This is a genomic window from Paenibacillus sp. MDMC362, from assembly GCF_003269305.1.
Taxonomy (GTDB): domain Bacteria; phylum Bacillota; class Bacilli; order Paenibacillales; family Paenibacillaceae; genus Paenibacillus_AQ.
In genome coordinates, this window is sequence record NZ_QLYT01000034.1 from 136621 (window position 1) to 153720 (window position 17100).

At 52.2% G+C, this 17100-nt stretch carries 12 protein-coding genes and 1 riboswitch; of the genes, 8 read left to right on the top strand and 4 right to left on the bottom strand.

The window, feature by feature from the left end; all coding sequences use genetic code 11:
• Nucleotides 1-295: 295 nt before the first annotated feature.
• The 3 genes from DP091_RS17685 (at nt 296) to DP091_RS17695 (ending at nt 3980) form a co-directional block, all read left to right on the top strand.
• On the top strand, nt 296-2317 hold the full coding sequence (locus tag DP091_RS17685; protein ID WP_113059525.1) for a heavy metal translocating P-type ATPase: 2022 nt from the start codon (nt 296-298) through the stop codon (nt 2315-2317).
• Nucleotides 2318-2734: 417 nt separating this feature from the next.
• On the top strand, nt 2735-3676 hold the full coding sequence (trxB, locus tag DP091_RS17690; RefSeq protein ID WP_071219637.1) for a thioredoxin-disulfide reductase: 942 nt from the start codon (nt 2735-2737) through the stop codon (nt 3674-3676).
• 67 nt (nt 3677-3743) lie between these two features.
• Nucleotides 3744-3980, top strand: coding sequence for a glutaredoxin family protein (locus DP091_RS17695; protein WP_006212730.1), 237 nt, complete (start codon nt 3744-3746; stop codon nt 3978-3980).
• A 119-nt stretch (nt 3981-4099) separates the two neighbouring features.
• On the opposite strand, the gene DP091_RS17700 is transcribed toward DP091_RS17695, so the two are convergent.
• The gene (locus tag DP091_RS17700; protein WP_113059526.1) at nt 4100-4303 is read right to left on the bottom strand and encodes a hypothetical protein; all 204 of its coding nucleotides are present in this window, start codon (nt 4301-4303) and stop codon (nt 4100-4102) included.
• 153 nt (nt 4304-4456) lie between these two features.
• Entirely contained in the window at nt 4457-5629 is a 1173-nt protein-coding gene (locus DP091_RS17705) for an ROK family protein (RefSeq protein ID WP_113059527.1), read from the bottom strand.
• Nucleotides 5630-5997: 368 nt separating this feature from the next.
• Here DP091_RS17705 and xylA point away from each other — a divergent pair, with 368 nt between their 5' ends.
• The 5 genes from xylA to DP091_RS17730 all read left to right on the top strand — a co-directional run bounded on the left by xylA (nt 5998) and on the right by DP091_RS17730 (nt 13644).
• Nucleotides 5998-7314 carry a xylose isomerase gene (xylA, locus tag DP091_RS17710; protein ID WP_113059528.1) on the top strand — a complete coding sequence of 439 codons (1317 nt, stop codon included), beginning with the start codon at nt 5998-6000 and terminating at the stop codon, nt 7312-7314.
• 208 nt (nt 7315-7522) lie between these two features.
• The gene (gene xylB, locus DP091_RS17715) at nt 7523-9019 is read left to right on the top strand and encodes a xylulokinase (RefSeq protein ID WP_113059529.1); all 1497 of its coding nucleotides are present in this window, start codon (nt 7523-7525) and stop codon (nt 9017-9019) included.
• A gap of 151 nt (nt 9020-9170) precedes the next feature.
• Nucleotides 9171-9800, top strand: a complete 630-nt coding sequence (locus DP091_RS17720) for a bifunctional 4-hydroxy-2-oxoglutarate aldolase/2-dehydro-3-deoxy-phosphogluconate aldolase (RefSeq protein ID WP_113059530.1) — start codon at nt 9171-9173, stop codon at nt 9798-9800.
• A gap of 242 nt (nt 9801-10042) precedes the next feature.
• A complete protein-coding gene (locus DP091_RS17725; protein ID WP_113059531.1) occupies nt 10043-12394 on the top strand; it encodes a YcdB/YcdC domain-containing protein in 2352 nt (783 codons plus the stop codon).
• A 107-nt stretch (nt 12395-12501) separates the two neighbouring features.
• The gene (locus tag DP091_RS17730) at nt 12502-13644 is read left to right on the top strand and encodes a transglutaminase domain-containing protein (protein ID WP_113059532.1); all 1143 of its coding nucleotides are present in this window, start codon (nt 12502-12504) and stop codon (nt 13642-13644) included.
• A gap of 79 nt (nt 13645-13723) precedes the next feature.
• Here the strand turns inward: DP091_RS17730 and DP091_RS17735 are convergent, their stop codons facing one another.
• Together DP091_RS17735 and DP091_RS17740 are read right to left on the bottom strand one after the other, a co-directional pair.
• A complete protein-coding gene (locus tag DP091_RS17735) occupies nt 13724-15115 on the bottom strand; it encodes an amino acid permease (protein WP_258394603.1) in 1392 nt (463 codons plus the stop codon).
• 170 nt (nt 15116-15285) lie between these two features.
• A riboswitch (Lysine riboswitch) is annotated at nt 15286-15465 on the bottom strand.
• A gap of 118 nt (nt 15466-15583) precedes the next feature.
• Nucleotides 15584-16714: a virulence factor gene (locus DP091_RS17740; protein ID WP_113059534.1), complete on the bottom strand. Its 1131-nt coding sequence runs from the start codon at nt 16712-16714 to the stop codon at nt 15584-15586.
• Nucleotides 16715-17100 lie beyond the last annotated feature (386 nt).

Below are 17100 nucleotides of genomic sequence, written 5' to 3' on the forward strand. Positions count from 1 at the left end.
AGAAGTCCTTGCGGAGAGAACGCAAGGGCTTTTTTACGTGTAGAGGTTCGTCTTCAATATCAGGGAACGTTAATAGGTACTCTTCAGTATTTAAAAAATGTGAAAAATATGGTTTACAAATGAGGATGAAGTGAGTATGATACTTATAAAGTTGTACGAAGGAAAATAAATTGTATAAGTTCAAAAATGATTCTCATTCTCATTTAGCATGCTGCTCCGGCGAAGCCGGGGCAGCATGCGTCATTTTAAGGGTAGTAATAATGGATCTCATTCTCAACTAGGAAGGTGATTGGTTATGCAATGGATACAAAGTCAAACGACGACTGGACGCATATCGACAATAGAAAATGGAGCCGATCCACGTGAGCCGCGGCAGCCTGGGAAGTGGGATATACGCAGTCTGCTGAGCAACGCGGAGGTCGTGGCTGCGCTGGGCAGCGGCCTGCTGATGCTGGTGGCTTGGCTGACCAGTCAATGGTCTGAGCCGCTCTCCGTTGTATTGTATGTGATATCCTATGCCGTCGGCGGATGGGTGAAAGCGAAAGAAGGTGTGGAGACCCTTCTGAAGGAGCGCGATCTGGATGTGAATCTGCTGATGATTGCTGCCGCTATGGGAGCTGCAGCGATCGGGTACTGGAATGAAGGCGCGATGCTGATCTTCATCTTTGCCCTCAGCGGCGCGCTTGAGAGTTATACCATGGAGAGAAGCCGCAAGGATATCTCGTCCTTGATGGAGCTGCAGCCGGAAACGGCCCTTCGCATTGAGAAGGGAGAGATGGTATCGGTATCCATCAACAAGCTTGAGATCGGCGATCTGATTCTGGTAAAGCCGGGCGAGCTTATTCCGGCAGACGGCAAAATTTATCGCGGCAGCTCCTCTGTCAACCAGGCTTCGATTACCGGGGAATCCGTACCGGTCGATAAGTCCGTAGGCGATGAAGTGTTCACAGGCACCTTAAACGGGGAAGGCGTATTGTACATTGAGGTTACCCAGTCGGCGGAATCCACGTTGTTTGCCAAGATTATCAAGCTGGTGGAAGAAGCGGAGAACGACGTACCGGAATCGCAGCGGTTCATCAAGCGGTTCGAATCGATGTATGCCCGTGTCGTTGTCATTGCGACCGTGGCGCTGATTGTTCTGGCTACTCCCGTTCTGGGATGGGATTGGGATACTACCTTCTATAAAGCGATGGTGTTTCTCGTAGTTGCCTCCCCTTGTGCGCTGGTATCCTCCATCATGCCTGCGATGCTGTCGGCGATTTCCAATCGCGCCAGAAAAGGCGTATTGTTCAAAGGCGGCGCCCATATCGAGAATATGGCGCGTACGGCGGTTGTCGCTTTTGATAAGACAGGTACTTTGACGCTCGGTACGCCAGTGGTTACGGATTTTATTGCTGGCGAAGGCTGGGATCGGCATGAACTGCTGGGCATCAGTGCTTCTATCGAAAGAATGTCGAAGCATCCTCTGGCCTTGGCGATTGTCCAATCGGCTGAGAAAGAGGGGGCCGCGCTGCAGCAGGTAGAGAACGGACAGTCCATAACTGGATGGGGTATGCAGGCGGAAGTGGAAGGAATCACTTGGAAAATAGGAAAAAGCGATATTTTGGATCATCCGGCTACAGATCAGCATTCCGGTGCAGCTTCCGCGCAAAAGGAGTTGAGCACGCTTGAAGAGAATCGCCAGCACTGGCTGTCCATCCGGAATATGCTGGAATCCGAAGGCAAGACCGTTTCCGTGATCCTGAAGGGAGATCATATCGCGGGCATGATCGCTCTGCAGGATGCGGTCCGGCCTCAAGCGGCAACGGCCGTTAAGCGGCTGCAGCAGCTGGGCATCAAGGTAGCGATGCTGACGGGGGACCGCAAGGCGACGGCCGACGTGATTGCGAAGCAGAGCGGCGTAGACATGGTGTTCTCCGATTTGCTGCCGGAAGATAAAGTTACACATATTAAGGAGCTTCGGGCCCGTTACGGCCATGTGGTCATGGTTGGGGACGGAGTGAACGACGCACCGGCACTGGCTACTGCGACCGTCGGCATCGGCATGGGCGTTTCGGGAAGCGGAACGGCGCTGGAGGTAGCGGATGCGGTGCTTATGAATGACAATATCGATGAAATTGCCGGCACCGTCAAGGTTGCACGCCGGGTTCAGCGTATCGTGAAGCAAAATATGATCTTTGCCATCACCGTGATTTTGACGCTGATTGCAGCCAATTTCATTCAAGGCGTTACGCTGCCGCTGGGTGTCATCGGTCACGAAGGAAGCACCATTCTGGTAATACTGAACGGGCTTCGTCTGCTGCGTACTAACCGTTAATCGATCGGTCATCGCTAATCCATGCTCGTATAATGATAAAAGTCCCCTTCTTTTCATTCGTGAGAAGAAGGGGATTCTTGTTTGTTAACTCTCAAGTTTTTTCATCAAATATTCATCTTCCTTTCGTTAAAAGAGCGGGGGAGTCCTGTCGTGCCCTTAAATTCATATAACCCCCTCTCTGGTACGATTGTTTGCGAAGTAAACGCTGCGAGGCCCAAAAAAATCGCCGACTTCTTAGGAGAAAGAAGCACATTTTCAAAAAAAATTGGTTTTCATTTCGATTTATGAAGAATAGATTAACAATATTTTGGAATGGGGTGTGATGTGACATATTGACATACGCCTCCGATATAACCATAATTAATATTAATTTATAATGATTATAATTAAGCGTTCCATATATAGGAGGGAAACGATATGTACAAATCCGTTATTATAGGCACAGGCCCTGCAGGCCTTACGGCTGCAATCTATTTGGCTCGCGCCAACCTGAGCCCGCTCGTCATTGAAGGTCCGCAACCTGGCGGACAGCTGACCACCACAACCGAAGTTGAGAATTTTCCGGGTTTTCCCGAAGGCATCATGGGTCCTGAGCTGATGGACAATATGCGTCAGCAGGCTGAACGTTTTGGCGCAGAATTTCGTACAGGCTGGGTGAACAGCGTGGAATTCGGAGAGCGTCCGTTCAAGCTGGACGTAGACGGTATGGGCGAGGTAGTTGCCGAAACGCTGATTATCTCTACGGGCGCAACGGCCAAATATCTCGGCATTCCTGGAGAACAGGATAATGTAGGACGCGGTGTAAGTACCTGCGCAACATGCGACGGATTCTTCTTCCGCGGCAAAGAGATCGTTGTTGTCGGCGGCGGCGATTCCGCGCTGGAGGAAGCGAACTTCCTGACCCGCTTTGCATCCAAAGTAACACTGGTACACCGTCGGGAGGAGCTTCGTGCATCGAAGATCATGCAGGACCGCGCCCGTGCTAACGAGAAAATCGAATGGGCCCTGAACCGCACGCCGCAGGAAGTCATCGCGGACGAGACAGGCGTCAAAGGGATCAAAGTGCTCAATAATGAAACTGGCGAAGAGGAGACGATCACAGTCAGCGGCGTATTCGTGGCGATCGGTCATCATCCAAACACCGGTTTCCTCGGCGGAAACATTACAACGGATCCGAACGGTTATATCGTAACGACCCCGGGAACATCCGAGACGAATATCCAAGGCGTATTTGCTTGCGGCGACGTGCAGGATACCCGTTACAGACAAGCGATCACCGCGGCAGGAAGCGGCTGTATGGCAGCTATGGATGCGGAGAAATATATCGAGAGCTTGGAACACAACGCTGTTGTGTTGTAAACTGATAGATAGAGATCGAACGGGCTTTAAGCAGAGCCTAATCATGAGTAGAGGAGACTGATCAACCATGGAAAATGTGATTGTATATACTTCGAACAACTGCCCGCACTGCAAACAAGTAAAAGGCTTCTTGTCCGATCAAGGCATCGAATTTGAAGAGCGCAACATCGAACAAAACGACGAATTCGCGCAGCAAGTATGGGATATGGGCGTTCGTGCAGTACCGCTCACGATCATTGGCGAGCACCGCATTCTCGGCATGAATAAGCTCCAGTTCAACAAAGCGTTGAACCCCGAAGCTTAATCTAGTCAGCATTATGGCAAGCCTATTGCTTGCTTATGATAAAAAGCTCCTTCCCCGATTTCCGGGAAGGAGCTTTTTTTGTTGCCGAGATATGCTGCTGATGTTCACTCAGATCGTGTTCACTTGCTAAAAAACAGACTCATGATGATCTGGAATACGACGTATACACCTACGCCGGAGCCGAGGAGAATGAAGCCGGCTTTTTTCTTGCCTTGAAAAAAACGCATGATGGCGAGACTGAACAAAGGTGCGATAACTAGGAGAAACAGCAATACGGTCACAAACATTTCCGCCGATATTTCCGCAGTGCTTACATAGGTCATTTGAGCGTTTCCTCTCCCTTTAGTATAACGATCACACGGCATCTCCGCGAAGGGAACCGTGATTTAAATTACAGGACGAGATTAATTATAGCGGAAAATCGCGGGATTTTCCTTAATATGCAGGGTGTTAATTACGACAAAATATCGTCAATTTTAATGAATCGGCATGGAGACCCGTACCGGCCCCAGAAACTGCGAGATGGCGGAGTAAGCCGCGCCGATCAGGGTGGAGCGGCTGCCCAGCTCGGCAAACCGGATCTCCATCAGCTCACGGTGGTAGGGGAGCGTTCGCTGGGCAACGACCTGTCGCAGCGTCTCCTCAATCCAAGCCCGTGCGTCGGACAGCGGACCGCCGATAATGACCGATTGCGGATTGAATCCGTTGACAAGATTGGTAATGCCGATACCGAGATAACGTCCAAGCTCTTCAAAATGCCGGATAGTCTCCTCATGGCCACGCGCTGCATGCTGAATCAACTCGGATGTTCGCCTGGACGGGAGAGCGGCGCCTTTGCTGTCGTAGGATTTCTCCGAGGCATACAGCTCCCAGCAGCCGCGGTTGCCGCAGGTGCATTCCAGTCCATCGGCATCGATGGACATATGGCCGCTCTCGCCAGCGTATCCGCGGGCCCCCTTATAGAGCTCGCCATTGATGATGATGCCGGAGCCGATACCGCTGCCGGCACTGATATAGAGGAGATGGCGGGCGTCCCGGCCAGCTCCGAAGCGCAGCTCGCCCTGGGCACCCGCGTTTGCTTCATTGTCGATGGTTACGGGAAGTCCGAGCTCGTCCTCTAGCTGCTTCTGCAGCGGCACCATGTCCCATCCCAGGTTGGGAGCGAAGAGGACGGTGCCGTCACCGTCCACCATCCCAGGGACGCCTACGCCGATCCCGATGATCCCGTACGGGGAGGGAGGGGCCTGCCGCATCAGGCCATGAATCAGACCAACCATCAGCCGCGTCACCGATTCCACGTCATGCCCTACCAGGGCGGTATCTTCTTCGGCAAGGATCTTGCCTTCCAGATCTGTAAGCACGGCGGTCATTTGCTTGACGCGCAGCTCCACGCCGACGGCATAACCGGCTTGTCCGTTAAACAGCAGCAGCTGCGGCTTCCTGCCGCCGCTGGATTCACCGGGTCCGATCTCCTGGACCAGGTGGTTGCTGCACAGCTCCTGTACGAGATTGGAGACGGTGGCCTTGTTCAGTCCGGTTAGCTTGGAGACTTTCGCTCGGGAGACAGGGGCGTGCTGACGTATCGTATCGAGGATAATCGAGGTATTTATTTTTTTGACCAGAGCCTGGTCACCGGTAATATTCGCCATGTGTATTCATCCTTTTAGTCTTGCTTCCTGATCATGATAAGTTTTGGAGACTTGATATGCTCATAGTCTAGGGGCAAAGCCCGGAAATTGCAACAGCCCGTAACGCTGCCCGGGTGCAAGTTAATCTTTTGTCTGGGAGTTTCCATCGTCGTAACATTTGAATGTGAAATTGCAGGGATTCTAGGCAGTGAGCCAAACAGAGATGTGTTGATCTTTTATAGAGATAATCCTAACAGCAAGTGTCACCGGTTTTTGAAAAAGTTGTAAGGCAATAACTTTGTTTAACCAATAGACAAAGTAGAAATCCTGTGTTAGGATAACCTTGTAAGCGTTAACCACACCTTAACAAGGTATAGGAGGATTTATTCATGGCCTATTTTAACAACATTAGCAAAGTCGAGTACGAAGGCAGCCAATCAACCAACCCTTATGCTTTTAAATTTTATAATCCGACAGAAGTAGTAGCCGGCAAAACGATGGAAGAGCATCTCCGTTTCGCCATGGCTTACTGGCATACATTGACTGCAGGCGGTTCGGATCCTTTCGGCGCTGACACTGCGGTTCGCCCTTGGGGCAGCTACTCCGGCATGGACCTCGCCAAAGCACGCGTTGAGGCGGGCTTTGAGTTCATGGAGAAAATGAATCTTCCGTATTTCTGCTTCCACGATGTGGACATTGCCCCGGAAGGCAGCAGCCTGCGCGAGTTCTACAGCAACATCGATACGATCGTGGATTCGATTGAAGACCACATGAAATCCACTGGCAAGAAATTGCTCTGGAACACGGCGAACATGTTCACGAACCCACGCTTCATGCATGGTGCGGGCACTACATGCAACGCGGACGTATACGCTCATGCGGCAGCACAAGTGAAGAAAGGCCTTGAAGTCGGCAAACGCCTCGGCGCCGAGAACTACGTGTTCTGGGGAGGCCGCGAAGGTTATGAGACCCTGCTCAACACGGATATGGGCCTTGAACTGGATAATCTGGCACGCCTGTTCCATATGGCGGTTGATTATGCGAAGGAAATCGGCTTTGACGCCCAATTCCTGATCGAGCCTAAACCGAAGGAGCCAACCAAGCACCAATATGATTTTGATGCGGCTACAACAATTGCATTCCTGCAGAAATACGGCCTCGACAAGCACTTTAAACTGAATCTCGAAGCCAACCACGCCACGCTCGCCGGTCATACCTTCGAACACGAGCTTCGCGTAGCACGCATCAACGGCATGCTCGGTTCCCTCGATGCGAACCAAGGCGATATGCTCATCGGATGGGATACGGACGAATTCCCGGTTAACATCTACGATGCGACATTGACGCTGTACGAAGTGCTGATGAACGGCGGTCTCGGCCGCGGCGGCGTGAACTTCGATGCGAAGGTTCGCCGCCCGTCCTTCGAGCCGGAAGATCTGTTCCATGCGCACATCGCGGGTATGGACACTTACGCCAAAGGCTTGAAAGTGGCAGCGAAGCTGATCGAAGACCGCGTATTCGAGGACTTCATCGCGAAGCGCTACAGCAGCTTTAACGAAGGCATCGGCGCAGACGTCGTATCCGGCAAGGCTACACTGGCTTCCCTTGCAGAGTACGCCCTGAACAACGAGTCCCCGCGCAAGAACGAATCCGGACGTCAAGAAATGCTGAAAGCGATTCTGAATCAGTACATTCTTGCAAATTAATCGATACTCTCTTTAGCGCTTGTACCATGAAATCCAAACCTTCACCGGCTCCCTCCAGGGAAGCCGGTGTACTTATTTCAATCAGGAAACTATAGCGAGCTATGGTCGACAGCCATCCAAGCATACCTCGGATCACGCATCATGCGCCCGGGTGAATTGCCAACGATGTTTTCATGTTCGGTTCATGAGGAGACGAAGGAGGATATAGATGAGTTACGTTATCGGAGTTGATTTGGGGACCAGTGCTGTGAAGACCGTGCTGGTGGACCCAAGCGGCAAGGTTGTCGCCGAGCATTCGGAGTCGTATCCGCTGAGCCAGCCGAAGCCGGGTTACAGCGAGCAGCGACCGGAGGATTGGGTGGACAAAACGGTATTGTCGTTACGGGAATTAATGACCAGAAACAACATTGACCCATCCAAGGTTGAGGGGTTAAGCTTCTCCGGTCAGATGCATGGTCTGGTCTTGGTAGACGGTGAGGGTGCAGTGCTGCGGCCGGCCATCCTGTGGAATGACACGCGCACAACGGCGCAATGCCGTCGAATCGAGGAGACTCTGCAGGAGAAGCTGCTAGGGATTGCACGCAATCGCGCGCTGGAAGGGTTCACTCTGCCCAAGATTCTATGGGTGCAGGAGTTTGAACCGGAGCTGCTCGAACAGGCTGCCTTGTTCCTGCTGCCTAAGGATTATGTGCGTTTCCGCCTGACCGGGCAATACGCAATGGACTATTCCGATGCAGCCGGAACGCTGCTGCTGGATGTGGCGGGCAAGTCTTGGAGCACCGACATTTTGGATGCCTTCCAGCTGCCGCACACCCTATGCCCGCCGCTGGTCGAATCCTTCGATCAGTGCGGCACCTTGCTCCCTGAGATCGCCGAGCAAGCCGCTCTGCTGCCAAATACGAAGGTATTTGCTGGCGGTGCGGACAACGCCTGCGGCGCCATCGGCGCAGGCATTCTCGAAGAAGGGCAGACGATGTGCAGCATTGGTACATCGGGCGTGGTACTCTCCTATGAGGAGCGTCGCGAGGTGGATTTTGAAGGCAAGGTCCATTTCTTTAATCATGGCGAGAAAGATGCTTACTATATCATGGGCGTGACCCTGGCTGCGGGATACAGCCTGACCTGGTTCAAGGATACCTTTGCGCCGGATGTCTCCTTTGACGCGCTGTTAAGCGATATCGGAAGCATCCCGGTTGGCAGCGGAGGTCTGCTGTTCACGCCGTATATCGTCGGTGAACGCACACCGCATCCGGATGCTACCATTCGCGGCAGTTTTATCGGAATGGACGCGGGACATAAGCTGCCTCACTTTGCACGTTCGGTGCTCGAGGGAATCACGTTCTCTCTCCGTGAATCCATCGATATCCTTCGCTCATCCGGCAAGCGGATCGACCGCGTCATTTCCATCGGGGGCGGCGCCAAGAACGAAACGTGGCTGCAAATGCAGGCGGACGTGTTCAACGCTGAAATCGTGAAGCTGGAGAGCGAACAGGGCCCGGCTATGGGCGCGGCGATGCTCGCAGCCTACGGCTGCGGCTGGTTCCCAAGCCTTCAGGACTGCGCGAAGGCGTTTTTGCGGCCGGCACGCTCGTATTCTCCCAATCCGCAGACGGTTCAAGCTTATGACCAATTGTTTGGACTCTATCAAAGCGTATATGGAGCAACGCGTGAACTAAGCGCTGAACTGTCCGAATTCCGGGGATAACCCTATAGAAGAGCAGGTCGGGAAAACAGGTTTCCCGGCCTGCTTTTTTTGCGTGAACGCGTTGGACCGCATATACTTGAAGCAGGTTGAAGTTGCAGCTCATGCGATTTAGAGACGTGCCGGAAGTGTAAATAGAAATGGGGGGAAGATCATGAAATTGACAGCTGAGCTCAAACGCGAGAAAATTGTTGCCATCGTGCGGGGCATTACGAGAGAACAGGCGGACTTCGTAGGAGAAGGGTTGACCCAAGGCGGAATTCGGTTCATGGAAGTGACGATGAATACGAAAGACGCTTTACATATGATCCAGGATTGGCGTTCTCGGTATGATGGTGCCGTATATCTAGGCGCGGGAACCGTGCTTGATGTGGAGATGGCGAAGGAGGCGGTCTCCGCCGGAGCGCAATTTCTGATCTCGCCGAACACGGATCTTTCCGTTATCGAATATGCTTTGGAGCAAGGAATTGATGTATGGCCTGGGGCGATGACGCCGACGGAGATCGTTGCGGCGTACGCGGCCGGCGCCGAGATCGTGAAGCTGTTTCCCATGGCCAGCCTGGGCTTGTCATTTATCCGGGAGCTTCAGGGCCCGCTGAGTCACATTCCGCTGCTTGCCACGGGCGGAGTTACGCTGGATAATCTTTCGGATTATTTTAATGCAGGTGCAGTTGCGGTAGGTTTAGGCAGCGCGCTGCTTCCGAAGGATGCGCTCGCGTCCGGAAATACGGAGGAGATCAGGCGTCGTACCGCGGCTTTTGTTGAAGCTGCCCAGCTTGGTTAGCGTGTGTTCAATAGGGTACTCCCTTTCGTAAGAAGCGGGATCGAAATAGTTACACTTCGTTCATCCTTAATCATGTTGGTTATGTTTTGGAAGCTTGCTACATAAGGAATATATAGACAAGTTATGGTATTATTTAGGTAGCTTGGTTATGTCATTGCTGCCGTGTACAGTCACTTGTTAAGGATATCTTCATGTGTAAGTAAGGCATGGTTAGGTTCAAGTAATGGAAGGGAGCGAATCAAGTGAATCCATCAGGTAAGAAGAAGGTAAGGGTAAAAAAGACCGTGTGTGCGGTTACGGCTACAGCAATGTTATGTTTGGCGCAGCCGGTATGGGGAGACAATTCCGTTCCGGGCAGCGGAGTCGCTGTATCTGATACGGTAACTGCCGTGACTAGCAGCGATAACGCCGGTTCGGAAAGCGTAACGGATAACGAAATACCGAAGGGTGCTAAAATTTCGTCCAAGCAGGCGGAAGACATCATCAAGAAGGCTTTCCCGGAGCTAAAGAACGTGAACGTATCGAATGTGCAGTTCTTGGAGAATGATGGCATGAGATCGAGCGCGCTTGCTTGGGATCTGCAAATGGTGTTGACTAAAGGGAACTCAAGCTCCGGCTTTAATGCCCAGGTCAATGCGGTCACGGGTGAACTTATTAACATTTATATCCCTCGTTCCTTGTTGAGCCAAGGCAGCGACAAACCGGTGATAACCCGTGAAGCAGCCAAGGAGAAGGCGCTGAAATGGATCGGCAGCCATGTATCGGATCTGAAGGCCAGCGAGCTTAAGGAGAATGAGGCTTATCTCGGGATGCAGACGGCGCTATTCAGTCCGCCGCGGTTTGATTTTTATTTCCAGACCTCGGTGAACGGAATTGAATCGGATGTGAACAGCATTTCGATCACGCTGGACGGACAGGGCAATACCATTAACTATTCCCGCAATCAAGTCAATGAAGAGTTTCCTTCATCCACACCGAAATTGAATGAGGCCTCCATCCGTAAATTGTTTGAGGATCAGTTCCAGGTCTCCTTGGCTTATGTCCCTGATCATTTATATAACAACGCCAAAGGCAATTATTTCTTAGGTTACATACCTAATGATCAATCAGCGAATTCACTGGATGCGAATACAGGCAAGTTCATTAGTTTTACTGGGGAAGAAAGTGAGTTTACTTCGATTGAGAATGGCACGATTCCGTCGTCCAAAGAGATCTTCAAGCCAATCACGGCTCCATTCGCTGGCGGAGACGCAGCGGCCAGATGGGTGGAATCGCAGATCAAACTCCCGTCCGGCTTGAAGACAGAATCCAAGTCACTGGGTACCAGATGGAACAATAATGAGATCAAGACGTGGAATATAAGATGGGGCGAGAACCATCTTTCCGCCATGGGCGGAGGGGAGATGGTATCCGCAGAGGTGGACGCCAAGACCGGACAGATTTACTCCTACAACCGATATCGTTTTGACCGGACCGATGCTCCGGAAGTGAAGAGCCCGATTTCGCAGCAGGCTGCGCAGGATCTCGCATTCGAGACGGTTAGCAAGCTGGTGCCGAATGCTGCCGAGGAATGGAAGCTGGCATCGGTTGATAAAATGGGCAAAGACACTAAAACCCTTAACTATCAATTTTCATTTCAGCGTTACATCGGTGATATTCGCGTCATGGGTGATTCCCTGAACCTCACGATTGAGGCCGACGGGCAAATCCAGGGCTTTAGTGTGAATTCCGAAGCTGTCCTGTCCAAGCTGCCAACGGATGCAAAGCCGGCCGTCAGTGCGGAGCAGGCAAGAGCCAAATATCTGGAGGAAATTGGGCTGAAGCTGAAATACGGTTACTACGGCGGTTATGCAACGAATGGCAATGAGATTATGAAGCCTTTCATTAAGCTGATTTATTATCCGACACACAAAAAGGCGGTTTATGGCGGCATTGCGGTACCGCTTGATGCCAAGAGCGGGGAATGGCGCGATATTACCCCGGAGATGAGCCGCAAGGATATTCCGGCGGTTACCGATGCGGCGGGACATGTTGCGGAAGCGGCTCTTAAGGAGCTGGTGAAATATCGGGTGTTGGTTCCGGACAAGGACGGAAAGGTATATCCGGATCGCCAAATTACCCTTGGCGAATGGTATCAGCTGGTGGCGGCTTCGGTGAGTCCGTCCTACGAGCAGGTGTATGGAAGATCTACCATGGATCCATACGCGGGTTTGCAGCCGGATCATCCGTATTATCAGGCCATTCAGGTGCTGATCGGACAGAACTGGATTCCTTATGATCCGGAAAGCCCGCTGCAGTTGGACCGTAAGCTGACAAGGGATGAATTGGCAAGCTCGCTGACCCGTATTCTGAATTACGAGAAGCTGTCCAAAGCCTTTATCCTTCCAACCGATGTGCAGGGAATATCGGATGTCGACGCCATCACTAACAAAGGCGCAGCCCTGATCGCCCTCAAGCTGGGGCTTCTCCCGGCGGTCGATGGCAAGTTCTTGCCGGAGCGCGAGGTGACGCGAGCGGAAGCTGCAGAGGTACTCGTCCGCATGTCGAAGCTGGCGGGACGCAGCGATTCTTTCCTGTCCTCATTTTATTGGTAGCATTTGATATTCGTGCCCGGTCGACAAAACTAGAACCCTTAAGCCCTGATGTTATGTGTTACAATAATGGTGCATACGGATGAGGAAGATGAAGGGCGGGTGTACCGATGAAACGAAGCCGAGGAACAATCGTTAAATTACTGTTCATAGGGTCTTTGGCGGTAACCGTTGCAGCAGTACCTGAACCAGCTAATCTCAGTGATGTCTATGCAACCTCCAACAAAGCGGTCGTGAAGTCGGTCAATGGGATTCAACAGAAACTGCTGACAGCGATGAGCGACAGGCAATCGACGGTGCGTTTTGTTTACCAGGGGGAGACCCAATCGCTGAAATCGCAGCTTAAAGATGCACTTGATCAGGCGATGGCCAGTGATCCTTATATTCACTACACCATCGCTAGTTATAGTTACGACTATCGTGGGACATCCAGTTCCGCCAATGTTACCGTTCGGTTGAGTTACCGCGAGACTGCGGAGCAGACGAATTACGTGAACCAAAATGCCGACAACATTTTGAAGCAGATCATCAAGCCGGGCATGAATGATCATGAGAAGGTGAAAGCCATCCACGATTGGGTTGTCCGGAACTTGAAGTATGATACCACGCTTACGAAATATACGGCCTATGACGGACTCTACACCGGAAGCACGGTATGCCAGGGTTATTCCCTATTAACGCATAAACTGCTAAAGGGAGCAGGGATCCAGAACAAAATTGTAGAGGGCACGGCTTATGCCTCCGATAATCCGAAGGGCCAGCTTCATGCATGGAATCTGGTTCTTCTGGACGGAAAATGGTACCATCTGGACACGACGTGGAACGATCCGGTGCCGGATCGCGACAACGAGGTATCCTATACGTACTATCTCCGTACGGATGAACAGATGGGCCGCGATCATACCTGGGTGAAATCCTATCCGAAGGCGAGCACGCTTTACCGCAACACGCTGGCCGGGCTAGCTGCGAAGGATCGTTCGAGAACCGAAGTATACGAACAATTGAAGCGGGATTTGGAATATCAGCTCTATGATGCCCGTTCCATCGTTAGCTCCTACACACAGCTCCAACCACTGGTTAAAGCTGCTAAGGCCGAAGGCAGCCAGAAGCTGGTGTTCCGGTTTGACGGCAGCGAGCGAGAGCTTGTAAGTGTGCTCCAGCAAGTGCAGATGAAGAGCAATCTCGGCTCCATCAAATACTATCATCATGCGTTTGAGAACACCGGTGATCTGAGAGTGCAGATCATTTGGTAATGTGTCCGTATCCCCAAAAAAAGCAGCTTCCGTTCCCAAGTATGGGAGGGAAGCTGCTTTTGGTATGTCCCGGTTTAACTTATTTAACATTCGTGCTCAAATCGCACTCGTCCAACGGCACGAGGCGGCTCTTCCTAATCAAGCGGTAGCCGAACCAGATGGAGAGGAACAACGGAATGCTGACATAAGTGGCAATGATCGTTAACCAATCGATCTCCCCGCTGAAATTGCCTTGACCGATAATGGCAACAAGACAGAGCAGGAAGGCGAAGATGGGACCGAAGGGGAACCAGCGTGCACGGAACGGCAGCTCCTTCAGGTCTTTACCTTGGGCGACATAAGCTTTGCGGAAGCGATAATGACTCACGGCAATGGCCAGCCAGTTAATAAATCCGCACATTCCGGAGGCATTCAGGAGCCACACGTAGACTACGCCATCGCCGAAGAAGGACGCCAGGAAGGCCAGCATGCCTACGGCGGAGGTTACGATTAGAGCCGCAACCGGTACGCCGCGGCTGTTCAGCCGGCTCAGCCATCTCGGAGCCATTCCCTGCTTCGCCATGGCATACAGGACGCGAGTCGAGGCATACATCCCGGAGTTGCCAGCCGACAGCACGGAGCTGAGAATGACCGCATTCATTACGGAAGCCGCAAACGCAAGGCCGGCTTTCTCAAACACCAAGGTGAATGGGCTGACGCCGATATTGTCGACCCCGGATTGAAGCAAGCTCGGATGGGTGTAAGGAATCAGCATGCCGATAACAAAAATAGCGAAAATATAGAAAATCAGGATGCGCCAGAAAACTTGACGAATGGCTTTGGGCACATGTTTTCTCGGATTTTCGCTCTCGCCGGCCGCGACCCCGATCAGCTCGGTTCCCTGGAAGGAGAAGCCTGCTGCCATAAACACGCCGACCAGCGCGAAGAACCCGCCGTGTACCGGCCCGTCGCCTAGACTAAAGTTGGTGAATCCAACGGCTTCACCGCCAAGAATACCGAAGATCATCATGACCCCGATGACGAGGAAGATAATGACGGTTGCCACCTTAATGATAGCAAACCAATATTCCGATTCGCCGTATCCTTTGGCGGATAGAACGTTTAAGCCGAACATAATCGCCAGGAACAGAAGACTCCACAGAAATGACGGGCTGTCCGGGAACCAGAATTTAATAATAACCGTCGCCGCTGCGAGTTCGGCGGCGATGGTAACGGCCCAGTTGTACCAGAAGTTCCAGCCGACGGCAAATCCGAAGGCGGGGCTGACAAACCGGGAGGCGTAGGTGCTGAATGAGCCGGAATCCGGAAGATACGTAGCGAGTTCGCCCAGGCTGGTCATCAGAAAGTAAACCATGAGGCCAACCGCGGCATAGGCGATAAGCGCTCCGCCCGGGCCGGCAGAGGCGATGGCCGTTCCGCTTGCCAGGAAGAGGCCGGTACCGATCGATCCGCCAAGGGCGATCATGGTCATATGACGGGCTTTAAAGCTCTGCTTTAGCGAAGCAGCCGGTGCTTTTTTACGATTCAAGATCGAACACTCCTTCTATACATTAAGAAATGATATTTACAATATACCCTGTTAGAACAAAAAGACCGCAGGTCCTATACCTGCGGTCTTTATCGTATCCGCATCATACCCTCCATGAAGATAGCACAACACGGGGAAATCCCCGTGACAGTTCCGTCTCTTTCGACAACGGCCCCAGCACAGGATACAAGAGTATACCCTGCACTTCGGCATTCATGCCTTTCACTGTGCTTCACCGGCTTCTCTTCGCCTCGGCACAACTACTGATCATGTCTGCAACCTCTACCTCATCTTGGAATGATGAGGCTATCTGTATATTCAATTCTAACAAGAGAGTCCTAGTATAAATCACATTCCATGTTAGAAGCAATGGTTAAATTTTACGGTTCTAAGGCAGTCCCGCAGATGCAATTACGATTGATTCCGTTTGGCCATTTGCTGCCATACGGTTCCGGCTGCTTCTTCGCCGGATTCGATGCGCTCCAGTGCCATTCGTGCCTGCAGACTAACCTCGAATTCCGGATCATTGGCAGCCTCCTCCAGAGCGGAGCGGGCTTCCTCAGTGCCTACTTCATACAGGAAGCGGGCTGCACGCCAGCGAACGATCTTGCTGCTGTCTTTGAGCGATTCGATCATGACCGGGGTAGCGGCAGCATCGCCGATATCGGACAGCGTATCGCCTGCGGTACGGCGAACGGCCGGTGTTTCGTCGCGCATGGCTTCATACAGGAGCTCCATCGCTTCAGGGGTGCGCAGATCGCCCAAGTACACAACGACGAGCCGGCGGATCTGCATCTTCGGATCCCGAAGCGCTTGGCGGAGAAGCGGAATGTGTTTCTCCGTTGGCTCCAGTGCATCCAGCGCGGCATAACGGACGCGCCAGTCCTCATCCTGCAGCGCGGCTTCTGTTTCCTCGTCGGTCAGCTTTCGGCGCTGCTCGACGAAATCCTCGTCGCTGGCACCGTGGGCAATCGCCTGGGCAACGACCTTATCGAGGCGCTCCTGCGGGAAGGCAGCTTCAAGCTCCTGCTCTACGTCAAGGGCGATGCCTTCCAGCTGGCCGTAGCGCACGCCGTACTCCTTGAGCTTGCGCTCCTTGATGAGCGTTGTGGTTCCGACGGCGGCAACCGCTTTGGCGAAGCGCTCCGACAGACCGATGCGTTCTTCCTGATTCCCGCTTTTAACACGGATTTGCATCGGTATATTCCGAAAATACTGGACGAACACTTGAGCCTCACCAAAAGCAAAATCCTCCGCATTTTCTTGGAGCCCGGCGGCAAGCCCCTCCTGACCGAATATTTCCTGAACGGCGCCTAGAATGGAAGGCCAATCGGCGTTGCCCTTGCGGTCAAGCGCGATGAAATCAAGGGTATGAAAAACGCTCTTTACGCCCGGGATATGGAGCAGCTGCCTGATCCAAGGGGGAGCCGACCGTTCGTTATCCAGTGTATATGTTCTTCGAATCCCGGGCTCCAGCGTTTCGTCAAGACGAAGCATCATGGAGTTCGGGCTCGGGGTTGGTTCAATAAATGTAATTTTCATGGGTTTATCTCGCCTCCTTATCCTCTTATTGTACCTCTTTTCCATGCCGGAAAAAACATCATGGCAAGGATTCAAACAAAATGACCGGACTTTGGATAAAAAGAGGAAAGGTTTGTAAAACTTATAATGATGGGATTGTAAGCAATGGGGTTTTCAAAGAATCACTTGTTAGAGGGCCGCACTCTTGCAGATGGACTGAAATACTTAAAGTGCGTGTTCAAAAAGGTCGATTTTCAGTTGGATGAAGCTAGGGACTGAGAAGCGGAGCGTACGTTTTGGGTACGTGAGCACTGGAAGGCCCGGCTGAATTCAAGATTCGATGCCGAGCTACTTCCTGATTCGCTTCGTGTTAGATATAGAATTTATGAGTTATCAGTGGAACTGAT